Annotated in this window: 15 protein-coding genes; 3 read left to right on the plus strand and 12 right to left on the minus strand. The window is 57.1% G+C overall.

The window, feature by feature from the left end; translation table 11 throughout:
- The gene (locus tag ACQKLP_RS05790; RefSeq protein WP_427320928.1) at positions 1-369 is read left to right on the plus strand and encodes a hypothetical protein; all 369 of its coding nucleotides are present in this window, start codon (positions 1-3) and stop codon (positions 367-369) included.
- 40 nt (positions 370-409) lie between these two features.
- Here the strand turns inward: ACQKLP_RS05790 and ACQKLP_RS05795 are convergent, their stop codons facing one another.
- Genes ACQKLP_RS05795 through ACQKLP_RS05810 form a run of 4 tightly spaced genes read right to left on the minus strand, consistent with a single transcriptional unit; the run spans position 410 to position 8,798 of the window.
- A complete protein-coding gene (locus tag ACQKLP_RS05795) occupies positions 410-1,645 on the minus strand; it encodes an MFS transporter (RefSeq protein ID WP_427320930.1) in 1,236 nt (411 codons plus the stop codon).
- 13 nt (positions 1,646-1,658) lie between these two features.
- Positions 1,659-4,037, minus strand: a complete 2,379-nt coding sequence (locus tag ACQKLP_RS05800; RefSeq protein WP_427320932.1) for a hypothetical protein — start codon at positions 4,035-4,037, stop codon at positions 1,659-1,661.
- Between the two features lie 41 nt (positions 4,038-4,078).
- The gene (locus ACQKLP_RS05805; RefSeq protein WP_427320934.1) at positions 4,079-5,761 is read right to left on the minus strand and encodes a RagB/SusD family nutrient uptake outer membrane protein; all 1,683 of its coding nucleotides are present in this window, start codon (positions 5,759-5,761) and stop codon (positions 4,079-4,081) included.
- Between the two features lie 22 nt (positions 5,762-5,783).
- Complete coding sequence (locus ACQKLP_RS05810) at positions 5,784-8,798, minus strand: SusC/RagA family TonB-linked outer membrane protein (RefSeq protein WP_427320935.1); 3,015 nt, start codon at positions 8,796-8,798, stop codon at positions 5,784-5,786.
- A gap of 420 nt (positions 8,799-9,218) precedes the next feature.
- Between ACQKLP_RS05810 and ACQKLP_RS05815 the strand changes: the two genes are divergently transcribed.
- Positions 9,219-10,502, plus strand: a complete 1,284-nt coding sequence (locus ACQKLP_RS05815) for a hypothetical protein (RefSeq protein ID WP_427320937.1) — start codon at positions 9,219-9,221, stop codon at positions 10,500-10,502.
- 15 nt (positions 10,503-10,517) lie between these two features.
- Positions 10,518-11,354, plus strand: coding sequence for a tetratricopeptide repeat protein (locus tag ACQKLP_RS05820; protein WP_427320939.1), 837 nt, complete (start codon positions 10,518-10,520; stop codon positions 11,352-11,354).
- 50 nt (positions 11,355-11,404) lie between these two features.
- Here ACQKLP_RS05820 and ACQKLP_RS05825 read toward each other — a convergent pair whose 3' ends face one another.
- The 8 genes from ACQKLP_RS05825 to ACQKLP_RS05860 all read right to left on the minus strand — a co-directional run bounded on the left by ACQKLP_RS05825 (position 11,405) and on the right by ACQKLP_RS05860 (position 23,729).
- On the minus strand, positions 11,405-12,997 hold the full coding sequence (locus tag ACQKLP_RS05825; RefSeq protein WP_427320941.1) for a RagB/SusD family nutrient uptake outer membrane protein: 1,593 nt from the start codon (positions 12,995-12,997) through the stop codon (positions 11,405-11,407).
- A gap of 24 nt (positions 12,998-13,021) precedes the next feature.
- Complete coding sequence (locus ACQKLP_RS05830; protein ID WP_427320943.1) at positions 13,022-16,294, minus strand: SusC/RagA family TonB-linked outer membrane protein; 3,273 nt, start codon at positions 16,292-16,294, stop codon at positions 13,022-13,024.
- 308 nt (positions 16,295-16,602) lie between these two features.
- Positions 16,603-17,832, minus strand: a complete 1,230-nt coding sequence (locus ACQKLP_RS05835; RefSeq protein ID WP_427320945.1) for a FecR domain-containing protein — start codon at positions 17,830-17,832, stop codon at positions 16,603-16,605.
- A gap of 53 nt (positions 17,833-17,885) precedes the next feature.
- Positions 17,886-18,503: an RNA polymerase sigma factor gene (locus tag ACQKLP_RS05840; RefSeq protein WP_427320947.1), complete on the minus strand. Its 618-nt coding sequence runs from the start codon at positions 18,501-18,503 to the stop codon at positions 17,886-17,888.
- A gap of 44 nt (positions 18,504-18,547) precedes the next feature.
- Entirely contained in the window at positions 18,548-19,366 is an 819-nt protein-coding gene (locus ACQKLP_RS05845; RefSeq protein WP_427320949.1) for an aminotransferase class IV, read from the minus strand.
- Positions 19,363-20,496: a P1 family peptidase gene (locus tag ACQKLP_RS05850; protein WP_427320951.1), complete on the minus strand. Its 1,134-nt coding sequence runs from the start codon at positions 20,494-20,496 to the stop codon at positions 19,363-19,365. The genes ACQKLP_RS05845 and ACQKLP_RS05850 overlap by 4 nt, the downstream gene beginning before the upstream one ends.
- 98 nt (positions 20,497-20,594) lie before the next feature.
- Positions 20,595-22,565, minus strand: coding sequence for a family 20 glycosylhydrolase (locus ACQKLP_RS05855; RefSeq protein WP_427320953.1), 1,971 nt, complete (start codon positions 22,563-22,565; stop codon positions 20,595-20,597).
- Positions 22,566-22,568: 3 nt separating this feature from the next.
- Positions 22,569-23,729 carry a sialidase family protein gene (locus ACQKLP_RS05860; RefSeq protein WP_427320955.1) on the minus strand — a complete coding sequence of 387 codons (1,161 nt, stop codon included), beginning with the start codon at positions 23,727-23,729 and terminating at the stop codon, positions 22,569-22,571.
- Positions 23,730-23,732 lie beyond the last annotated feature (3 nt).

The following is a 23,732-nucleotide window of genomic DNA, read 5'->3' on the forward strand; positions in this document are numbered from 1 at the left end:
ATGCGGTTGCTGATCGGTTTCGCCACGGCATGGGCGTTTATCCACTTTTTCCGCGGCATCGGGCATCCGTTGCCCTTTCTCAACGGCTACCTGACCGATTTCCTGGCCGTTCCTGCCATGGCGCATCTGGCGTTGCTCATCATCCGGCGCACCGTGGCCCGCGATCCGGGTTTCGTTTTCCCTTTTGGCTGGGTGCTTTTCGTGGCGGCGTACGTGTCTTTGGTGATGGAAGTGTTGGCGCCGGCGTTTTCGCCGCGGTATACGGGAGATTGGGGCGATGTGGCGGCTTATTTCGCGGGAGGGGTTTGCTACCAGTTGTGGATGAAAAGGAAAACCGTTTTTGCCAGAAATAAAGGGGAGCCGGTATAAGCCGGCTCCCGGTGGGATCGTATCGATATCTGTCAACGTATTAATGTTCTTCCACGAAATCGAGGTCGCGGTGATGGGTTTCATCGATCGTAAAGATGGAATAAAATCCGATCGCAAAGCAGACGGCGCCCACGATGGCCGCGGCGTTCACTTCATGCACCAGCGGTTTGAGGAATCCGTAGGATAAGGTCATCGCCACAACGGTGCCCCGTACCATGTTGGGAATGGTGGTGGCGGCCGTAGCGCGAATATTGGTGCCGAATTGTTCCGCCCCGATGGTCACGAACATCGCCCAGTACCCGATCCCGAAACCCAGCCATAGCGTGGCAAAGTAGAGCATGGCGGCGGTATTAATACCGGCGTAGAGGAAGATCACGCTTCCCGCGAAAGTAAAACCCATCAACAGCATCACCGCTTTCCGCCGCGATTGCATCCGGTAGCTAATGTAGCCACTGAGCAGGTCGCCGCCGGCGAGGCCTACGTAACACCACATTACGGCCAGCCCCGGTTTCACTTCTTCCACGATGCCAAGGGCTTTTCCGAATTCATTGCTGAAGGTCGAAAGTATGCCGATCACGTACCAGGTGGGCAACCCGATCCCGATGCATTTCAGATAGCGTACCAGCCTGTCTTTCCGCGTGAAAAACGACAGGAAGCTCCCTTTCCGCACGCCCGTCATGTCTTTCATGTTCACATACAAACCGGATTCGAACACCCCGATGCGCAGGAGCAACAACATCGCCCCGAGCGCACCGCCTGCGAAATACGCGTTACGCCAGCTGAACAGCTCCACGGTAAAGTAGGCTGCCACTGCGCCAAGTAGGCCCACACCCGCCACCAGCGAAGCGCCCAGTGCGCGCAGGTGCTTCGGCAGGCTTTCGGACACGAGCGTGATGCCCGCCCCGAGCTCTCCGGCCAATCCCACACCGGCAATGAACCGGAGGATTTTGTATTGCGGTATGTCCTGCACAAAACCGCAGGCGAAATTGGCCAGCGAATAGGTGATGATCGACCCGAAAAGCACCGACAGCCGGCCTTTCCGGTCGCCGAGCACACCCCAGAGAATGCCGCCGAGCAGCAGCCCGGTCATCTGCCAATTGAGGATGGATGCGCCTTCTCCGGAAATGGCGGCTTCGCTCAGCCCCAGGTCGCGCAGGCTCGGGATGCGCACAATGCCGAACAGCAGCAGGTCGTAAATGTCCACGAAATATCCCAGCGCCGCTACGATCACGGGTGCGGAAAACAGCGCGCGGAGGGCAGGTTTTTCTGTTTGCATGGTTTGCGTCATTTTATTCATATTTCATCCACACGGTGGCGGTACAGTCTTTGTCGGATACAGCCCTTATCCAGTGGGCATTGTAGCCTTCGGGGAATACGTGGCGAACGGTTTGCCCGGCGGGAACGCGGATGTTTTTGTAAGTATGCCAGCCGGTAAGGTCGGTATTCACCTGCAGCGTGATCTGCACGGTTTTGTCGGATCGGAGGGTTACCGATTTTTTGTCGTACCCCGTCATGAGGAACGGCAGGGAGGGATCGTTCGCCTTTACCGCTGTGTTTTTCCACATGCCGCCTTCGCCCACGGGCTTACCTAGTTTCCAGAGATCGTCGATGGCGCCGAACCATAATCCTCCGGCCGGCCCCTGGGTATCGAAGTATTGCCCGTCGGGCGATGCGCCGCCGCGGGTGCCGCTGATCACCAGCAATCCACGCCAGGTGCAGTAATCCGCGATCTTTCTTTTGTGGGTGGAAACGGGACGGATGGATGCGAGTCCTGACTCCCGGCCGATTTCATAAAACGTTCCATGCGCGTTCAGCATGTATCTTTCCGATTCCAGTTCCCTCGCGCCGCGGGGCCAACCGAATGCCATCGGCTGATCGTACCGCGCGGAAGTTTTCGGCAGGCGGAACGTACCGGTTTTGTCGGTCACGATCACGGAGGCGTCATCCACCTCGAAATCCCGTTCAAGCGCCAGTATCTTTTCCATCTGAGCCGAACTGTCGCCCACGGAAGCTACATTCTGCAAGGTTTCCCCGATCTCCGCGTACCGCTTTTTCCCACCTTCGATGTTCAATACCTGCAGGTTTTTGTTCCCCGCCGAAGGCCGGATCAACTGTGCGCCGGATACACCGTCTTCTTCGATGCCCGCCAGCGAAGCGAATATGGGATCGGCCTGCTCGTGCAATTGGCCGCCGTAGTGGAAGAAAGCCGTCGCCACGCAGTTTTTATTTGCCCGGATGCGCACCCAGCTGGCGTTGAAGCTGTCCGGAAAAATGAAGAAAGCATAGCCGTTTTTGCCGGTCGTTATTTTCTTATAAGCCGACCATTCGTTGTTTCCTTTTTCGTCCGTTTCAATGGTGAAAACCACCGGCGATCCGTTTCCATGGCTGAGATGCAGCACTTTCTTCCCCGTTCCGGAAGCGAGGTAGGGATCGGAGGGAACACCGGCTTTCACGGAGTCGCCCATCCAGGGGCCACCCCAGCCAGAGGCGGGGCCCCAGGTTTTCAAATCTTCGGGCGTGCCGAACCAGAGGTTAGACTGCGACCGTCCGGCGTAAGGGTTTTCGAGGATGGTGGTTTCGTCTGTCGAAAGGACCAGCTGCCCGTTCCATTCGCAGAAGTCCGGAATGTAGCGCAGGTGGCTGCCGATGGGCGCAATGCCGCCGCTATTGGCCCTGGTGAAGGTTTTGGGGAAATCATAGAACATACCGTGCATATCCATGAGCATTTTACCGTTCCCGATCTCGCGGATGCGCGGCCATTCGGTATACCAGCCGCCCCAATGGTCGTAGGTGCGGGCAGCTTTGGGCAAACGGTAGGTGTACCATTGCCCGTTGTCGAGGAGTTTGAGGATGACGGAGCGCTTGTCCCAACCGATGCTCCAGGCCGGCGCCTTATCGTCGGGCGAACCGTAAATGCCGCCGGGGCCGGTAATGTCGGTGAATTGTTTCCGCTCCACGATCGTCCATTTCTTCCCGTCCCATTCGGCCAGCACGCCTTTTTCGTCGTTGTTTTTCGGTGCGCTGCCGGTTTGGAGATCGGTCGCTTTGATGTCGAAAACCTTGTGCTCGCCGTTGTTGGCGATGATGAACCGGCCCTGCGCGGTGTAGGCGCCTTTGCCGTGCCATCCGGGAACGGGCTTGTGGAAGAGTTTCTTCACGGCCAGGGTGTGCACATTCGCTTCATACACCATCCCTTCCATGTCGTAGAAATATACGCTGTTGGCGGGGTCGGTGAGGTGGCGCGCCGTGGCCGTCATGCGGCCGGGCATGGTCGAAAGCGGGATCACGCGCACTTTTCCCTTGCTGTCTATGAAGTACGAACCGGTGATCAGTTGGTTGGATTCGCGGTGGATGAGCCGGTTGGCCGGTGTGCCGCCCACGCTTTCCGGATGGGTGGTGAGGCGGAGGTCTTTGCTGATGCTGTACAGCTTGTCCGAACTGCCGTTGGGGCAATGCGGGGAATAGGTTACCATCCATAACTGGCCCGCCCAGGGCGTGATGGCGCCAATGCCACCTTCTGCGCCGTCGCCCTTGCAGGGATAGCCGCCGCCTTCGTTGAAGACGGTGAGGTGGGGGTACACGCCGCTGATCTGCAGCGGTTTCCCCCCGCCGTTATCGGATTGGGCCGCCGCTAGGTTGGTGAGCCCCGCGGCGAGGACTGTCATCATACAAACTGTTGATATCTTCATGTGTCTCATATTCACTTTTATCAGTAATGCTCGTTCTGGGTGATGGCCGGGTTCACGCGTCTTTCTACGGCGGGTATGGGCCAGAGGTATTGTTTCGATTTATCGAATTTCCTTTCCACCAGTATTTTCACGTCTGCCCCAAAAGAGGAATAGTCGGCGATTCCGTCGTTATCGAGCGGGGTTACGCCAGGGAAGGGCCATTTGGCGCGGTTTTGATTGGCGGGATCGGGGAGGCCGATCACCGGCCTGGTCAGGACTTTTTCCGCCAGCCGCCAGCGGATGAGGTCCATGTAGCGAAGGCCTTCCTTCACCAGCTCCACCCTTCTTTCCCTGCGCACGATTTTTTTCAGTTCTACAAGATCGGCGGTGGTAACGGAAGGATAGTTCGATATATCGGTAACGGCTACACTGTAAGCCCGTGCCCTCACGCGGTTGATCGCCTCGCGGACGGATGCGTCGCCTTCGCCGAGCTCGATTTTGGCTTCTGCATAGGTCAGCAGTATTTCGGCGAAACGGATAATGATGGCGTCGTTATCTTCCACCAGCCTGTCTGCCCAGGTCTGATCGATCCCTTTTTTCCAGAGGAAGCCGGTGTAGCTGGCGAAGGGGCGTACGGCGCGGTTGTCGAAATTGGGGACCATGCCGCCGGTTTTGAAATTGCGGGTCGTAAGTGAATCCGGGTGCGGCTGATAGGAGAACCCTAGCCAGGGCGTCCCGAATTCGACGATGGTCATCGTAAGCCGGGGATCGCGGTTTTGGAAGGGATGCTGCGGATCATAGGAGGCCGATTCGTCGATGGGTTTGCCGTCTGTACATTCATAAGCGTCTACGATGTCTCGTGTGGGGAGCCATGCGCCGAAGCCGCCGGCATTCCGGCAGATATAATCCTGGACGAACCCCGCGCCGTTGAATACTTGCTGCTTTTCATCGCGGGGAATGCTAAGGATGATCTCTTTGCTGGTTTCCCCGGCTTTCAGGAAAAGCTGGTCGTATTTCCCTTCCAGCGTGTACACACCGGCATTGGCGAGTTGCATCACCTTGTATGCCGCGGTTTTCGCTTCTGCCCATTTCCCTGCATACAATGCCGTACGGGCTTTGATGGCCAGCGCGGCGCCCTTCGTCAGGCGTTTCACTTCGCCCGCTCCGTATGTGGCGGGCAGATTGTCGGCCGCCCAATCCAGCTCCGCGAACACGAAATCGAGCACGGTATTTTGCGAAGTGCGCGTAATGCCGCCGGATTCCTCCAGCGTCAGCGGCTTCGTAATGAACGGAACGTCACCGAACCTGGCGATGAGGCGTGCGTATTGATAAGCCCGGATGAGGCGCATTTCGGCTTCGAGCCGCGTCATCACCGCAGCGGGCGTGGTGGCGGCGGCGCGCTGCATATTCGCCAGGTAGGAATTGGCCCGGGCGATGGCTTTGTAGGCATTCAGCCAGTACGTTTGCACGCTGGCGTCTTCCGCGTTCATGGTGCCGCCGATCACGGCGTTGGTCAGTTGCGCGCGGTGCCAGTCGTTGTCGGTAAACAGCTCATTGTCGTTCCCCCAGAACGGCAGGCGATACAGGTCGTTCACGGCCAGTTCCAGCTCGGTCTGGTTGGAATAGAACCCGCCGGTAGAGGGTTCCGACGGTGGTGTAAGGTCCAGTTTGGCGCAGGATGCGAGCCCCGCGGCCAGGCATATGATGGATAATGTCTTTTTCACGTGAAATCTTTTTTGGTTGAACTTAGAATTTGACGATGGCGCCCACCATAAATGTGGCCACTATGGGATAGCTGTAACTGCCGGCCTCGGGATCGAGGTATTTGGGCAATTTGCTGAAGGAAAGGAAATCGTTGGCGGACAGGTACACCCGTAGCGACTGCACCCCAACCGTCTTCAGCAAATGTTCCCGCAAAGTGTAGCCCAGCGTCGCGTTTTTCAGGCGGAAGTAGGCGCCGCTTTTCAGCCAGTAATCAGACAGCGTGTAATTATTCCCGTTAGACGTTCTCGACAGGCGGGGATATGTGGCCTGGAGGTTTTGCTCCGCCGTATTGTTTTTGCTCCAGAACTTGCCGACCATTTCCTGCGGCACGTTCCCGAAAGCTTCTGCGAACGGTTGCACGATATCTGTCCCCAAACGGCTCAGTTTTTTCCCTACGCCCTGGAACGAAAGCCCCGCGTCGAAACCCATATAGTCCGCCCGCACGTTGCCGCCATAGAGATAACGGGGCAGCGCGCCGCCGAGAAGGATCTTGTCGTCCGGCGTAATCACCCCGTCTTTGTTCATGTCTATATATCTAACGTCGCCGGGTTTGGTGTTGGCGCCCATCACGGGGCCGGCCGTCACTTCTTCCGCGGTTTGGAACAGTCCGTTCGACACATATCCGAACCACTCGTTATACTCCGAGCCGTTGCGGATGATCTGATCGCCGCGGAACTCGGTGCCTTTCAGGTCGCCGATGCGCGAGCGGGCGTCGGAGAAGTTGGCGCCGATGGAATAGCGGACTTTCCCGATCAGGTCTCTCCAGTTCACATCCAGTTCCCAGCCTTTTACATGCAGGGTGCCGGCGTTCTGATTGGGCTTGTCGTAGCCGAGGTATAAAGGAATGTCGAGCGGAAGGAGGATATCGAAAGTCGATTTTTTGAAGTAGCCAGCTGAAACGTTGAGCCGGCTGTCGAGGAACGCCGCGTCGATACCGAGGTCTGAGGTGCGGGTGGTTTCCCAGGAAATATTCTCGACGGCATATACCTGCTGGCCTGCGCCACTCAGCGGCACCACGCCGCCGTTTTGGTAGAAAAGGGCGTTTGTGAAATCGAGTGTGGCCTGGTAGGGGTAATTGCCGATCCTTTCATTGCCGGCTTCGCCCCAGCTACCGCGCACTTTCAGGAACGACAGCCAGCTGGCGCCCTTCAGGAACGATTCTTCGGAAACCGTCCATCCTGCCGAAACGGAAGGGAAAACCGCGCCGCGGTAGGCTTTGCCGAAGCGGGATGATTTATCGTAGCGGAGGTTCCCCTGCACCAGGTACTTCCCTTTATACGCATATTTCAGCCTGCCGAAAAACGAGCGGAGCGCAGATTCCGAGGCCGAGCCGGAATTCGTGCGCAGCTCAATGGACCCCGCGTTGAGATAGGGGTACCCTGTCAGCGGAAACCCGCTGCGGCCCGCGCTCAGTGATTCGTAGTTATTGTAGTTCTCTTCGTAACCCGCCAGTACATCGATGTCGTGGCCGCCGCGCAAACTGCGGGCGTAATTGGCGAGGAGTTGCCCGTTGATGGAAATGTTTTCGTTCCGCGATTCGCCGAGCGTGGTGCGTGGCTGGTTCACCACGGTGCTGGGAGAGCCGTTCGGGTTCGTGAATTTGATCTGGGCGGAAAAGTTCTTGAATTTATCCATGTCGAACGTTGGCGCCACCTGGGCCGTAAGTGTCAATCCTTCCACCGGCCGGAAATTGAACAGAAGTCGCCCGCCGATCTGGTTGTAGCGGTCGCGGTTGGACCCGCCGCCATAGAGTTGCGCCACGGGGTTGCGGCCGTCTTTGGAAATGGCGAAACGCCCATCGCTGTAATAATCGTCGTATATGCCGGGCATGATGCGGCTCAGGTAGATGGGATCGGTGTTGGGGGAATTCTCTTCCGTCCGTTTGTAGAAAATGTCCAGTCCGGCGGAAAGCTTCGAATTGATCTGCAGGTCGTTGTTGACGCGCAGCAAATACCTTTCGAAATCATAGTTGTCGTAAAACGCGCCTGCTTTTGAGTAGCTGAGGGAGGCTTTGGTCTTGAGTTTGTCTGTCCCCGACGTGAAAATGACTTCATGGCGCTGCCGCGGTGCAGTGCGGTGGCGAAGGAGCGTTTTCTCCCAATCGGTCACGGGGAATTCGTCCGGGTTGACGCGATTGCTGTCGAGATAAGCATCGATGAACGGCTGTGCATAAGCGCCGGAAGCGGCGCCGTCGTTCACGGCCTGTTCATTGAAGTAGCGCATATAATCCTGAGGGCCCACGTATTTGGGCATGGCCGTCGCTTTCTGGGCACCGTATTCGTAGTTGTATTCGAGGCTGGGGCGCCCGTTGCCGGCGCGTTTGGTGGTGATGAGGATCACGCCGGCCGCGCCGCGGGAGCCGTAGATGGAGGCGGAGGCCGCGTCTTTGAGGACAGAGAGGCTTTCCACGTCGTTGGGGTTTACGTTGTCTACGCTGGAAACGGGCACACCGTCTACGATCACCAGCGGGCCGTTCGTTCCGATGGTAGTGATGCCGCGGATGAGGATGGAGGAACCTCCACCGGGGGAGCCACTGCTGCGGGTGACGGACACGCCGGCCATAGCGCCCTGCAGGGCATCGGAGACTTTCAGCGTCTGCCGGCCGCCCACGTCTTTGGCGCTGATGGTGGCCACCGCGCCGGTGAGGTCTTTTTTCTTTTGCCGGCCGTAACCCACCACCACCGTTTCATCCAGCTCGCGGGTGTTGGTAACGAGGGAAACTTCGACCGGCTGGCCGGGCGTAACATCCAGCGTTTGGGAGGCATAGTTGAGCATCGAAACGGTGATCTTGCCTGCGCCGGTGGGAAGGCGGAGGGTAAAATGACCGTTGTTGTCTGTGGTAGTGCCGGCCGGTGTACCCGGAACGGAGACGGTGGCCCCCGGCAGCGGCGTTTTGCCGGCGGCGTCGGTCACCGTGCCTTTGACCTGCCGGTCCTGGCCTGCCAGCCTTACGGCCAGCAACATCACGGCGCAAAGGAAGAGTAGTTGCTTTTTCATAATCCTGGAATAAATGATTTTGGTGATTTCCGCATCGGGCGGAAAAGTCGTGGTTGAGCGATCGAAACAAATGTAAAAGCAACGGCATCCCGTCGCCAAGTTTAGGGCTGATCAATCGCCGACCAAAAGTTTGAACAGGTTAATAGTTTGATAGTCAATTTGTAGTGAATGCCCATCCACCTGAGATGAACAATTGTTTTCCCTTTTTCACATATATATTATTATGTATCGCCGGCAACATTGTCACATGCCTGCCGATTACAATCGATTTAAGTTTGGGGTAGGTTCCATTTTTGGAAAAGTGGATTATCTTTGGCCGCAACGGGCGCGCCACGGCCCATCAACCAACTGTAACCAGCAAGTCTTCTGAGGCTACCTAACGGGATGGAACAACACGAAAACAAGGAATCATTTTATCATTTGGACCTGGTATGCCGGTATGTTGCCGGCAACTTCGGCAATCCGGAAATCGCTTCGTGGACGAATGGCGATTACCTCCGGCTGAGCGGGATATTGAGCCGCGCGTCCGAAATCCAGCTGAGCCCGAGCACGCTCAAGCGGATTTTCGGCAAGTTGAAAACGACCGAGCGCTATTATCCCCAGAAAGCGACCCGCGACGGCCTCGCCCGATATGCGGGGTTCGCGGATTGGGACGATTTCGTGGACAAACACCCCCGCCCCGCGAAACCCCGAGACGCAGCGGCCACCGAAGCGCCCGGCCCGCTCACCAAAATCCCCCAGCCCAAAGCGCCGCGCATCAGCTGGTGGCCCGCATTGATTTTAATGGCCGGCGCCTGTGCTATCTTCGCCTGGCAATGGCTGAAACATATCGACCGCCCGCCGGAACGCCCCGCCGGCGCAAAGCTCGTCTGTTCCAATCCTGTGGGCGATAACCCGCATTCCGCCGTTTTCCGTGTGCTGCTGCCAGACCGATTCCGGGGCGACAGCAGTAAATTCGTCATCGTTTTCGGCGATGGAGAAAGGGATTTGCCCATTTCTCCCGGCGCGGTGCTCACGCATTATTATGAAAAACCCGGCCGTTTTTACGCTAAACTATTATACGATTCGCAACCTGTCGATACCCTTCCCATTTACCTGAAAACCAACGGGTGGACGGCCACGGCCAACTCTCAGCTGGACACCACGCGCGTTTATCCCCTGGAAACGCCGGCATTTGGTGCTACAGGAATGTTGGTAACGCCAAAAGAAGTGTACGCAACGGGAGTAGACACCTTGCATACGTTTTATGTGGATTTCGTGAATACGCAGGAGTGGGACGCTACGGGCGACGATATCGAGCTGACGGCCCGGCTGACCACCTCGCGCCTGCGGCCGGGGATCCGCTGTTCGCAGGTGATGATCACGCTCTACGGCGAAAAATCGCAGCATGAAATGTTGCTGCTGAAGCCGGGATGCGTGTCGTGGGCTTACCTCGTTTTTTCTGAAAAGGGGATTCATGGCAGCAGAACGGACCTCAGTCCCGTGGGTACCGACCTCACATCCGGCGGCACTGTGCACTTGCGCGTACAAGACAAACATGCCTGGCTTACCATCAACGGCAAGGCGCTTTACGATATCGGTTACAACGAGCCTGTGGGTAAGTTGTACGGCATCCGTTTTAACTTCGCCGGCATCGGCTCCATCCAGCAAATATCCCTGAAGAAGCCCGATGGTACGGTGGTGTTCGAGGATGGAAGTAAATAATTAAACCCTGATACAATGAAATACCTCTTTTTCAAGTGTAGTCTTCTTCTTGCACTGATCGGTTGTTCCCGTCATTCCGTACATCAATTAACGCCCGAAGCGATCATTGAAGAGCTGACCAAAACAGGTTTCGAACAATCCTGGCCTGCCGCCAGCGCCCGGATGCAACAAGATCATCCTACACCTGTGGATTGCTTTAAGGCTATTTTTCTTGCCGGTCGCTTGCATAAGGAAGAAGAAATCAAGCGCTTTTTGCAGAAAGGATTTGCAGTAACGGAAAAATCCGATCCGATGTATGCCGAGTTGCTTATTTGTCGCTCTCAGGAGTATGTGGACAATCAAGATTTCGTTCAGGCTGCAAAAGACCTGGATTCCGCACTGGCCATCAACCCGAAAAGTATCATCGCTTTACAGAATTTGGGATATATCGCCGCCATTTCGAATGAAAATGAATTGGCAGTCAGTTATTCTCTTCGCCTGTTGGAGGTTGCGCCAGGGGATAGCGGGGCGTTGGTGAACCTATCTTATAGTTGTGGTGAATTGGGGATGTACAGTGATGCAATTAAATATGCAAAGCAAGGCCTGGCAAAAGTAAAAGAGGAGCAGATAAGGGCGTCATTATTGAATAATATGGGCTACTCCATGGGGATGTCGGGAGATATGGAAACAGGAATGCAGCATATCGATTCCAGTCTGCGGTTGCGTCCCGAAAACCCCTACGCATGGTGCAATAAAGGTATTTTGTTGTTGAAACAGGATAAGAAAGGCCTTGCCTGTGAGGCTTTTCGAATGGCTAAAGATAAAGGAGGGCTGAATATGACGGAGCACTACATCCGTCAATATTGCCAATAAAAAAAGCCGGCTTTCGCCGGCTCCTTCGGGTTTTCACAAGCATGATCATATTATGGGCGTTGCCACCAGAGCTTGGTGCCGGGGTTATCCGGTCCGCCCAGGAGGGCCGCGGCTTTGGTGGTTTCGTCTTTGTTGTTTTTATATTCATCCGGCGGGAAAGGCAGGCGGTTGATGAAGCCTGTCACCGTACCGCCGCTGAGGTTCACCACCACAGGCCAGAGCCTGGGGTACCCCGTGCGCCGGAACTCCGACCAGGCTTCCTGTCCATCGGGGAACAGGCTGATCCATTTCTGGGTCACGATCCTTTCCAGTTTCTTTTCAAAACCGTCTCCTTCGTTCCACGCGATGGTCATGGTGCTGAGGTAGCTGTCTGCCGCCGTGACGTTGTTGTCTGCGTTCACGGGATCGGTGTAGGTGGCGGGTTTGGCGGTGCCGTTGGCGATATAGGCGGATGCATCTCCAGCGTCGAACTGCGCGAACGATGTGCGGATGCCTTCCTCATACAGTGTTTTCGCCGTCCCTTTCATGTCCCACCCGCGAATGGCGCCTTCCGCCCGCAGGAAGTACATTTCCGAAGCAGACATCACGCGGATGGGCGTGCTGCGGTCGATGTTGAGGGGCGAGAAAGTTTCGTAATCGGTTTTCACCTTGATATCGATCCCGTTGCGGACGCCTTTGAATCCGCCCCCGGCGAGCGCAGCTGCGCGGAAATATTTCGGCAGCCGCGGATCGTTGTACCCTTTGAGGAACGATTCCATGGTGGCGCCCATCCGGATATCGTTGTATTCCTGGCTGATCACGTACAGGGAATTGCTCACCGTAATACCGTTGCCGGAATGGACGGTCGCGTTTTGGGCGTTGCTCGTGAAAACGCCGTATTCGTTGGCTACGGCTTCTTCCGCCTTTTGCTTCGCCAGTGCGGGCTTGATGTAAGCGAGCCGCACGGCCAGGCGCAGTTTCAGCGAATTGGCGAGCCGGATCCAGTTGGCGTATTCTCCGCCGTATACGAGGTCGAAGGGTTTGAGCTGCGCCTTGCCGCCGGGGTTCGTTTTATCGAACGTGGTGAGCGAGGCGATGGCCTGGTCGAGCTCGGTGAAGAAGGCGTTGTACACGCTCTCCTGGCTGTCGTACGGCGTGGAAAAGCCGCCCGCACCGAATTTGCTGTAGGGGATGGGGCCAAACACATCGGTAACGCGGTGCATGGCCGTCACTTTCACGATCGTGGCCACGGCAAAGAGGTCGGGCCGCGTTTTGGCGCCGCGTTCCTGCACGAGCTTCCATCCGCTCATGATATTATCGTACGGCACCTTGAACACCCAGTTGTTCCAGTCCATCATGAAATAATTGGAATTGTTTTTCCCGCTGTTGAACGGTGTGGGGATGCCCATGAACCCGGAATAAATGTCGGCGTTGAGGTTTTGCTGGAGCTGGTATTGCCAGTCTACCGTGCTGTAAATACTGGTGAGCATGCCAGGGATGAAGGCGCCTACGTACTTGTAATCGTATTTCAGCAGCGAGTCCGTCAGTTCGTTGGGATTGGTGTTGAACGACTCGAAATTCTTCGTGCAGGCGGTTTGCCCGGCGATGGCCAGGGTGAGCGCGGCTGCGGGGATGAGTTTATATATGGAAGTGATTTTTTTCATGTTGATGTCCGTTTTCGGTGAGCATTAGAAGGTGACTTTCACGTTTACGCCGAGGTTGCGCTGGCTGGGGAGGCCGAAATAGTCGTACCCCTGGAACTGGTTCGTCGTAAAGGCTGTGATTTCCGGATCGTACGGCGCTTTTTTGTGGATCAGCCAGAGATTGCGCCCTACCAGGGAAACCTGCAGCTGCCGCACCTTGTTGCCCAGTGCTTTCGCGGGAATGCTGTACCCGAGGGAAAGCTCGCGCAGGCGGACGTTCGTGGCGCTGTAAGTGTACAGTGCCAGGGCGGAAGAAGTGGCGCCGGTAATGCTCTGGTAGTAATCTTTCGCCGGAACGGTTTTGTCGCCCACCTTCACGCCGCCGTTATTGCGGGCTTCGGCGGTGCGTTGCGACACGCCGAAATTATCCATGATCGCTTCCGTCGTAGACACCACTTCGCCACCGATGCGCGCATCTACCAGGAAAGACAGTTGGAACTGTTTCCAGTTGAAGCTGTTGTTCCATCCCATGAGGTAGCGCGGATTGGCGTTCCCCACTTTCTTGTAATCGCCGATCTCGGGCACGCCCTTGTTGTTCAGCGCAACACTGCCGTCTGCCGTGCGTTTCACGTCTTTGGCGTAGATGTCGCCGTAGCTGCCGCCCTTGCGCACGATGAGCCGGTACCCCGCGAAGTCGGACACCACAAATTCTTCCTGCGTTCTCCTCGTGCCGGTAAACGGATCGGAATAATCCATCATTTCCACCACTTTATTTCTGTTCAACCCATAGTTGAGTGTAGACGTCCACTGTACCTGGCCGATCTTCCCGTTATATCCCAAACTCGCTTCGATGCCGCGGTTTTCTATGTTGCCGGCGTTCACGTAATAGGCGTTATACCCCACCGACGGAGAAACTTCCACTTTGAAATACTGATGCAGCGTGGAAGATTTGTAGTAAGTCAGGTTGAAGGAAAGTTTATCGTTCAGGAACCGGGAATCCAGGCCCACTTCGAAAGAGCGGGTGCGCTCGGGCTGCATTTCCGAGAAAGGTTTGGCGTGGATAGCCTGGATGGAACCGCCATTGGTCAGCGTAATGGTAGGCATGGAAATGTAGATGGGGATGGAGTTGGCCACTTCACTGTAAGACGCCCGCAGCTTCGCGAAGGATATGGCTTCGGGGAATTTCACCATTTCGCTCAGCACGGCCGACAGGCCCACGGAGGGATAGAAGTACGAAGGGTTTTTCGTGAACGCCAGGGCCGACGACCATTCGTTCCTGGCCGTCACGTCTACATACAGCATATCGCGGAAACCGAGCTGTGCGGTCCCGAAAACGGCCTGGGTTTGCAGCCGGTCGTTTTTCTCGAACGGCGCGAATCGTGTAAAGTCGATATTGGCGAAGGAAAAGAAGTTGGCGAATTGCAGGAGATACCCGTTCGCCCAGCCCGTCGTGTTATCCACTACATCCTGGATGCTGCTGCCCACGTTGGCTTGCAGCGAAAATTGCCCGAACCGCTGTTGCGCCGTGAACATGATGTCTGCATAGGTCTGCCGGATGGAAGTACGCGTTTTGTCGTACCGGCCATTGTCGCCGGCGAGGAATTTGGGCGTAGACGCATAGCTGCGCGCTTCATACACATCGTTGGTCCTGTCCTGCTTCGCGCGGCCGGTAACGCTGAGCCATGGCGTGATCGTGTATTTGGCGGCCACCGAGCCGATGAAGCGGTTGCGCTGCAGTGAGTTGGTGTTGCGGTTCACCACCCAGAAAGGGTTCTGGAGCATCATGCCCGGGTCGGAATACGGCCAGCGTTGGGTGCTGAAGTTACGGTTGACGTCGTACTGTTCGAACTGGCGGAAACTGTTGAAGTCATGCTCCCGGGGAAAGAGGTAAACGCCCACCAGCGGGTTGTAATATTGTCCCTGTACAGGCACATTGTCCTGCTCCATGTTCACATATTGCGCGTTCACGTCGAGGCTCAGGCGATCGTTGAGGAGGCTGGTGGTGTTGCGGGCGTTGAAGTTATAGCGTGCGTAGCTGTTTTTGGGAACGATGCCGTTGGCGTTCACTGCGGCGGCGGAGAAATAGTTCTGGCTATGGTCGTTACCGGCGGTCACGTTGACGGCGTGCGTATAGGCGTCCCCGGTTTGGAAGAAGCTTTTGTTATCCGCGTTGGCGGCCTGTTTATCGCCCCAGCTGTAAAAAGATCCCGCCGTGGGCGTGGCGCCGTAGCTGCTCTGGAAGTCCGGTAGCAGGAGGGGCTTGCTGTAATTGGCGTTGAAGGAATAGTTGACGGAGGGTTTGCCCGACCGGCCTTTTTTGGTGGTGAGCAGGATCACGCCGTTGGCGGCCTGGCTGCCGTAAAGCGCGGCAGACGATGCGCCGGTGAGCGCGGTAACGCTTTCGATATCGTCCGGGTTGATGTTGGCGATGCCGTCGCTTCCGCCGGGCACGGAAAATCCGTCGGTTTTTTGTTGGGTAAAGAGGTCAGGTAAGGGGATGCCATCTACCACGAACAGCGCGTTGTTGTTGCCATAAATCGATTTGTTGCCGCGCATTACCACTTTGGTGGCGCCTCCCGGGCCGGAGGAGCTATTGCTCACGGCCATGCCGGCCACTTTGCCGGCGAGGGTGTTGACGAGGCTGGGGTCTTTGACGTTGTTCAGCTCGGCGCCGGAAACGGTCTGCACGTTGTAGGTAACGCTGCGGGCCTGTTTCCTGATCCCCAGGGCCGTAACCACTACCAGCTCTTTCAGTTTGTTCACAGCCGGTTTGAGGACGATGGCGATGTTGAAGGCTTCGTTGCCGGTTTGCACGGCGGTGTCGAGGGTTTCGTAGCCGATGAAGCTCACGCGCAGGCTGTGCTGGCCGGCGGGAACGTCGGCGAAGCGGAAGCGGCCCTGTGCGTCGGTGACGGTCCCTTTGCGGAGGTCGCGCAGTTCTACGGAGGCGCCGGGGATGGGGGCGCCGGCATCGTCGGTCACGGAACCGGTCATGACAGCGGCCATAGGAACGGCTGCAGTGGCGGCTTTTTCACGGATGACGATGATATTGTTATTGATCACAAAGGTGAGGTTATGGCCCTGGAGGCATTTTTCCAGGACTTCGGCCACGGAGGCGTTCTGCACGTCGATACTCACGGGGCCCGCGCTGCGGATGAGTTTCATATCGTACAGCAGGGAATAGCCGCTCTGCTTCTGGATCTCACTGAAAATCCGCCCCAGCGGCGCGTTCTTGCGGCTGAGGGTGATGGTTTGTGAGAATCCGGCGGCGCTTACATGCAAGGCTGCGGCAAGCATCAAAATGGCCGTTAATTTCATAACGAGTAATAATTTAGCGGGCAATAGCCGAAAACGTGGCATGGCTTTGCCGGACACAAGTAGTTTCATACTTTTGTACAGTTTGGGTTTGGTGATGTAAATAGTGTTTAAGCGCGCTTTTCCGGCCAACCCGAACAATCCCGCCGGGAGTGTTGACGCACTCCTGGCTTTGTTTACGGGCTAACCGATCCGATTAGCTGGTCGTTTTCATGTTTCGATTTTGGTTTGATGTTCGTTCTGAATGTCTGGATACCTCAAGTTATGTTGATATTGTTATATTGATCTGATAGTCAGGTTGTATGAATGAGTTACGGCGCCACTTCGAGCGTCCGTCCCGTTATTTTGCAGTTCACGCCGCTGCTCCGGAGGGCTTCCACCATGGCCTGGAGCGATACTTCCCGCGAGATCCGTCCGGCAAATTCCTTCTCCGGCACTTCGCCTTTCCAAACCACTTCCACATCGTACCACCGCCCGATCTGGCGCAGCAGCACCGGCAGCGTGGCCCCTTCGAACTGGAAATACCCGTTCTTCCAGGCGAGCACCTGCTCCAGGTCTGCCGGCGAAACGGCGATCTTCCCTTCCTGGCCGATGCGCGCTTCCTGACCGGGCGCCAACTTCACCGCATCGTCTTTCCTCCGCACGCGTACCGACCCTTCCAGCAAAGCCGCCCTTGCCTGGGATTCTTCCGGATATGCGTTGATATTGAATTTCGTGCCCAACACCTCCACCCGTACGTCTTTCACCGCTACCCTGAACGGCTTTTCCACATCGGCGGCCACTTCAAAATACCCTTCCCCTGTAAGCTCCACCAGGCGCTCGCTCCCTGTAAAAGCAGACGGGAACCGCAGCGATGACGCGGCATTCATCCATACCACCGTTCCATCCGGCAGCTGTACCTGGTATTGCCCGCCCTTTGGCGTGGAGATAGTGTTGAACACAGGCTCTCCGCCATCCGCCTGCGGGTCGTACACGATCCGCCCGCCCTGCAGCTTCACGATCTTCGTATTGCCTTGCCGGGAAAGGGCGCCGGCACCTGCGTCGTCGAGGGCAATGATGGAACCGTCGCCCAGGGTGAGCGTGGCTTTGTTGCCGCCCGGCTGCGGTACGGCATGCTGAACAACGTGGTTTTTCCCGGGCTGGCGGGTGGATGTGAACATCCAATAACTTCCGCCGGCCAGCAGCAACACGGCTGCGGCAGCGGCGATCTTCCGCCAGGTGGGGCGCAGGCGGTGCGCAGGTACAGGTTCGGTGGGTTCAAACGGGCGATGAAAGGCCGCTTTTCCGGTCAGTTTTTGCCAGAAAGTACGCTCGGGCACCGGCTTCCGCAGTTCCAATTTCCGCCGGAAATCCGCCACGGAGGCGGATGCAGGCATAGGGTACGATTTGAGGGCGTCCGGAACGCCGGCTGCATCGAGCAGGGCGTGGAACTCGTGGGACGGGGCCGTTTCCAGCCAGGCGAACAATGATCGTTCCTCCTCCGGCGTCAACGTGCCGGCGGCATATTTTTCCAGGCTGGAGATGATAGCTTCCCTTGTCATGCGCTAAAGACGAACGACCGGGAAAAAAGGACACCCCGTCCACCAAAAAAATTTTATCGGGAAAGAAAAATCAGCGCCAGCATCCCTGCCGTCCACTCCGCATGCTGCCGCAGGTACGCTTTTACCTGCGTGGTGGCCAGGCCCAGGTGCTTTTTGACGGCCGACCGGGAAATGCCCAGCGTGGCGGCGATCTCGTCCAGCGAAAGGCCGCCTTCGGTGCTCAGGAGAAACACTTCGCGCCGGCGCTCCGGCAGTTGTGTGATGGCCTCGCGGGCCAGGCGGTGATATTCGCGGTAGGCAACGGCGGATTCGGTAGGGCTGTCCAGCGGAAGGTCTTTCTGCTGGAGGTTGTGGATCACCTTCATGCCGGTTTTATTCCTGCGGAGGAGGTCGGTCGTCCGGTTTTTCGCCATCCGGAAAAGGTAATCTTCCAGCGAGCGCACGGTGCCCAGGCTTTCGCGGCGGTCCCAGACTTTGAGGAACACGTCCTGCACGATCTCTTCCGCGTCTTCGTGCTGTCGGGTGATGAAAAAGAGAAAACGGTAAAGGCGTGGGTAAAAGTGAACGTACAGTTGGGTAAACGCATCCATATCCCCGGCAGTGGCCAGTTGCAGCAAAGTGCGCTCATCGCCGGGAGAAAGGTGTTCACTGTCGGTACGTCCGGATAACATGGAAAGTAGTCTGATGATGCGGAAAGGTAGTAATATTTTGGAAACTACTCATACCCGCCCCGCATGCCCAGCAGCCGGTCGAAAATGGCTTTGGCGACGGGGCCGGGCCGGCCGTTCCCGACGGGGCGGCCGTCGATATGGGTGACCGGCGTCACGATTTTGGTGGTGCTGGTGATGAACGCTTCGCGGGCGGTGGAAAGGGCGGAAAGGGGGAGATGGGCGGCCTGTGGACGGAGGTCTTCCATCGCCAGTATCATTTTCCGGGTTACGCCTTTGAGGATACGGTCTGCTGGTGTGATGAGCGTCCCGTTTTCGGTGACGGCCCAGAAATTGGCGCGGGGGCATTCGCGGACGGCGCCGTTTTGATGGTACAGCACATCGTCGGCTGCATGCTCGCGGATGAAGGGTTGCAGGTAGATCGCCTGGAGGTAATCGATGGTTTTGACTTCGGGGAGCTGGCGCTGGAAGTCGTGCGTCACGAGCCGGATGCCTTTGTCGAAACTGGCGGGGTCATAGTGATAGGGGGCCAGCGTAATGAGCAGGTTCGGAGCAGCCGGCGTATACCCGTTTTCAGAATAGCCGCCCGTCAAAGTGATGCGTATCCCTGCATTCGGCGCGCCGTTGATCTCGATCAGCTCTGCCAGCAAGTGTTTCAGCCGTTCGCGGTCCACTTCCGGCGAAAGCCGCATCACCGATGCGGAATGATAAAACCGGTCGAGATGGTCTTCGAGGAACACCGGTTGCCCGGCCCTGGTGCGGAAGTAATCGAAAATGCCGTACCCGCGCTGGATGGAGAGGTCTGAAATCAGGACTTTCGCTTCGCTTTCCGGCACAATGGCGCCGTTGATGATGGCATAGCTCATGGCTGCAGGCGGTTAAATTTTTGGAGAATGGGTAAAACCTGGGTCAAAGGTAATGCTTCCACCGAATTGCCGTTCCGGCCTTTCATGCCGCCGGCCATGAACAGGGAATTGATGATCGCTTCTTCGGTGGCTTCTATCGCGGCCATGAACAGGGGCGACATGCTGTCGTTTTGCAGCAGCGTCACCGTTTGCGTGGCGGAATTGCCGCTGTGGGGGATGCGGAGCCCTTCGGCCGTGGAGAACGCGATCACATAATCGCCGCTCCCGTTGGAAGCGATGCCGCCCGTTTTTCCGAGGCCCAGCATGGCCCTTTTGGCCAGCCTCATGAGGTTGCGGTGATCGATGGGTGCATCCGTAGCCACTACGATCATGCACGATCCGTCTACGTTATTCAATAACCGGTCGCTGAAATCGAACTTCCCGAGCACCTTGCCAACCGGCGCCCCGTCGATTTCCAGTACACCGCCGAAATTGGTCTGTACGATCACGCCCACCGTGTATCCGCCCAAACTGGCCGGCAGCTTGCGCGAAGCGGTGCCGATGCCGCCCTTGAACCCGAAGCAGACCGTTCCCGTTCCCGCGCCCACGTTGCCTTCTTTCACCTTTCCGGGAGCAGCGGTTTTTACGGCCGCTTCCACATCGGTGACTGACACATGCCGGCCGCGGATATCATTCAGGTAACCATCGTTCGTTTCGCCTACCACTGCATTGACGGAGCGGAGGTTTTCGTTCCCTTTTTCCGCCATGGCCAGGCCCGCAACGGCTTGCATGGCGACCGGTACGCTAAGGGTGTTGGTGAGCACGATGGGCGTTTCGATATTGCCGAGCTCGTTTACCTGCGTAATGCCGGCCAGTTTCCCGAAACCGTTGCCCACATAGATCGCAGCGGGAATTTTCTGCTGGAAGAGGTTCCCTTCCGCCGGAACGATGGCCGTTACGCCGGTACGGATGGAATCGCCTTTGATCAAAGTGGTGTGCCCCACTTTCACGCCGCGAACGTCGGTGATGGCGTTGAGCGCGCCGGGCTGCATGACGCCGATACGGATACCGAATTCCCGCGCGCGTTTGCGCTCCTGCGCCGCCAGCGCACCGGGCAGCAATAAGGCGATAATGAACCAACTTTTGAACATGCTGCAATGATAATGAATTCAGGGGAAAGGCACCGCTTTAAACGGCAGCGCCCCCGTTTCCGGAGGCGCGCCTATTTATCGATCGAAATCGGAGTGCGTTAATCGCGGCAGGGAACGAACGTGAACATCCATTTTACCGGGTTTTGCCAGTCGCGGCCTTTGAACGTGGTGACGGGCGCTTTCACTTCCACGATGTTCCAGCCCTTCTTCAGTCGCACTTTCGTGGGCGACCGGTACGCGTAGCCTTCGTTGGTATAGGGCGTTTCCAGGGTGATGGTTTTGCCGGCGCTTTCCCATAAGGGTGGCGGGATGAGCTCGCCGTTTACGCGGATGCTGCTGCCCCGGTTGTCCCACTTACCGGCCGTGGGCGGTAAAGACGCATGCGAGCGGGAAAAGTCGTGGAACCCTATCCAGCAGTCGGTTTCGCCGTTACGATCGCTCCAGATGCGGGTGGAGGCGTAGTAAGTGGAATTTTCGGCGGGGGACGGCAGGACGCCCTGCAGCTCGGGCCACCACCAATGTCGGAGGATGATCGTGCCGCCGGTCGCCGTTTGGGATGGCTTCACGCCGGTGGTATCGAATTCCCGGCCGGGGTCGCCGTTATTGGGGAATGGGCCGTACAGCTGCCACTGCTGGGCGCTTTGCGGGAAATACCCGAACGGCAGGCCTTTGAAATATTTCTGTTTGTGGTCCATGAGCCGGATTTCGAACCCAGCGAAATCCGCGGCGATCTCCGGGCCTATGGCGACTTTGATGCCCGGCGTGCCGCCGCCCTTCCAGGTGCGCTCGGCGAAAGTCAGCAGCGCAGGGTAGACGGGGTTCATGATCATAACGTCTTCTTCTTTGGCCACGTTCCTGTCGTGCCAGAGGCACAGCGTGGCGCCCAGTGCCGAGGCATTTCCCACGGCGGTATTGCAAAGCTGCCGCTGGAAGATGCTGGTCACGCTTTCCAGCGGGTCCATGTGATTGATGTACAGCTGGCGGGAATCGATGTATTTAACAGAGCCATCGCCCGATTCGATTTTTCCTTCCGACCACAATTGCCGGATCACGCTTTCCGGGAAATTGCCGCCGGGCATCCAGCCGATCACTTTCGTGCCGTAACTTTCCACCAGCTTCGTCATGTCCGGCAAAAAGTTCTTGTTCGTGATCTTCACTTCATCCGCCCCGATATGCAGGTACGGCAATTTGTATGCTTCACAGAAATCCCGGACGATGTTTTGTATGATCGCCATTCCCGAATCGCTTTGCATATCGTGGCCCATCGCGCGGCGGAATGCGGCGCTGTGGCCCGGCATATCGATCTCCGGTACCAGTTCGATGTGGCGCAGTTTGCAGTATTCGATCAGTTCATGCAAATCCTTTTCGGAGTAAAATTTCCCCTTTTGCCGGACCATATTTTTCGCGTCGGTGAGTTGCGGGTACCGTTTGAAGTACAACCGCCACGCCACGTCTTCCGTGAAATGGAAATGGAACACGTTCATTTTGTACTGGCTCATGATGTCGATCTGTTGCTTGAGCAACGCCATGGGCTGATAGTTGCGGCCTACGTCCACCATGTACGCCCGCCAGGAAAATGCCGGCCAGTCGCGGATCGAGCAACCCTGGACGGATTTACCGGCCATCAGTTGCCGGAGCGTCTGGATGGCATAGTACATGCCTTTTTCGGTACCGGCGGTCAGCGTGATCTTCTTTTCGTTCACCTCCACCGAATAGGCTTCGTCTTCATGAACAGGCGCTTTCACCTGGTTTTTTACCAGCTCGATGTACGGCCCTTGTTTGGGTTGCTCTAATCTCACCCTCACTGTGCCAGCACCTGCGTTGAAGATCGCTGTCTGCAACATGTTGGCATACCGGAGTATCGCACGGTCGGTGTAAAGGATCGCGCGGCATTTCCGCAGGTCGAAATGTTCGTTGCGCCACTGCAATTCGGCGGGTTCCGGCAGGAGCGAGGGTTTCGCGTTTTCGCCGTTCGTGATGTGCGGCGGGACGGCCAGTGCCACGGCGCCCGGGCCCAAAAGGCAAGCCAGGAGCCATACGGCGAAGAAACGGATCGGTCGGGTCTTCATGGATCAATAGGCAATTGTGGTAAATACGATTTGCTTGTAGTCGTCATATTCGAACAGCACGCCCACTTTCCGACGCCCGTTTTCCACGAGGTCGGAATAGGCGGAATGGGAGTTGCGGCGCGGATTGCCGGGACGGTTGGCGATCGGGATGTTTTTGTAATAAGACTTCCCATCGTTGCGGCTCACGCGCAGCACGAGGTTGTTCCGCTGTGCGGTGTCGGCATTGTTGCAAACGATCAGTCGGCGGTTGCGGGTACTCCCGACGCTCAGCACGGAGCCCTGGCATACGGGGTCGGGCAGTTGCCGGTCGAAATAAGTGCTGTCCCACGACTGGCCGCCATCGCTGCTTTCGGCGATGATGCGATACCGTTCGTTGCCTTTCTGGTTGCGGATGTTCATGACCATCCGGTTGCCTTGCAGTTGCGCGGCCATGGCTTCGTTGCCGCCGGGGAAAGTCACCGTTTCGCTGAGGTGGAAGGTTTTGCCATGGTCGTCCGAATAGAAACCATGGGCTTTGTAATCCCCAAAATCGGGTTGCGGTTTACCGGCGGAATGGTTCGCGGCAACGTAAATACGGCCTTTGAAGGTACCGTCGGCGAACTGAAGGGCGTGGCCGGGCGTGTTGGCATAGCTGCGCCAGTCTTCCGGGAAGTTGTACGCCGGATTTTTGCCGGGCATGTTGGGGCGGTGGGTCTGCGTGGTGATGTTCACCGCGTCCGACCAGGTGGCACCACCATCGGTGGAGGTTTTGTACCAGACTTCGCGGAGCCCTTTGCCTTTGCGCACTTCTCCTTCGTGGTTATCCCCGGTATTGTAAAAAAGGAAAATCCGGCCCTGCGGGTACGCCGGGTCGGTAAGGTCCACCACCGGCGCGGGATTGCCGGCTTGCAGGTTGTTGTAGTCGACCACCGTGCGGAGCGGCCCCCAGGTTTTTCCGCCGTCTTTGCTTTCCTTCAATACGATATTGATATCGCCGAAGTCGCCGGCATGGTCTACCCGCCCTTCGCAAAAGGCCAGCAGCTTACCGCCGGCGGATATGATAGCGGGAATCCGGTAACTTTTATGCCCTTCCTGCCCGCCGGTAAATACGGGCGTGAAAGATTGCGCCTGCGTTTCCCAGCCAGCGAGCGCCAATACGATAAATAGAAAATATGCTTTGATCATGAT

The organism is Chitinophaga sp. NPDC101104, assembly GCF_050277495.1.
Lineage (GTDB): Bacteria > Bacteroidota > Bacteroidia > Chitinophagales > Chitinophagaceae > Chitinophaga.

Coding starts and splice junctions, on each gene's coding strand:
- ACQKLP_RS05790 (WP_427320928.1), top strand. CDS start 1: ATGCGGTTGCTGATCGGTTTCGCCACGGCATGGGCGTTTATCCACTTT.
- ACQKLP_RS05795 (WP_427320930.1), bottom strand. CDS start 1,645: ATGCAAACAGAAAAACCTGCCCTCCGCGCGCTGTTTTCCGCACCCGTG.
- ACQKLP_RS05800 (WP_427320932.1), bottom strand. CDS start 4,037: ATGATGACAGTCCTCGCCGCGGGGCTCACCAACCTAGCGGCGGCCCAA.
- ACQKLP_RS05810 (WP_427320935.1), bottom strand. CDS start 8,798: ATGAAAAAGCAACTACTCTTCCTTTGCGCCGTGATGTTGCTGGCCGTA.
- ACQKLP_RS05820 (WP_427320939.1), top strand. CDS start 10,518: ATGAAATACCTCTTTTTCAAGTGTAGTCTTCTTCTTGCACTGATCGGT.
- ACQKLP_RS05825 (WP_427320941.1), bottom strand. CDS start 12,997: ATGAAAAAAATCACTTCCATATATAAACTCATCCCCGCAGCCGCGCTC.
- ACQKLP_RS05830 (WP_427320943.1), bottom strand. CDS start 16,294: ATGAAATTAACGGCCATTTTGATGCTTGCCGCAGCCTTGCATGTAAGC.
- ACQKLP_RS05835 (WP_427320945.1), bottom strand. CDS start 17,832: ATGACAAGGGAAGCTATCATCTCCAGCCTGGAAAAATATGCCGCCGGC.
- ACQKLP_RS05840 (WP_427320947.1), bottom strand. CDS start 18,503: ATGTTATCCGGACGTACCGACAGTGAACACCTTTCTCCCGGCGATGAG.
- ACQKLP_RS05845 (WP_427320949.1), bottom strand. CDS start 19,366: ATGAGCTATGCCATCATCAACGGCGCCATTGTGCCGGAAAGCGAAGCG.
- ACQKLP_RS05850 (WP_427320951.1), bottom strand. CDS start 20,496: ATGTTCAAAAGTTGGTTCATTATCGCCTTATTGCTGCCCGGTGCGCTG.
- ACQKLP_RS05855 (WP_427320953.1), bottom strand. CDS start 22,565: ATGAAGACCCGACCGATCCGTTTCTTCGCCGTATGGCTCCTGGCTTGC.
- ACQKLP_RS05860 (WP_427320955.1), bottom strand. CDS start 23,729: ATGATCAAAGCATATTTTCTATTTATCGTATTGGCGCTCGCTGGCTGG.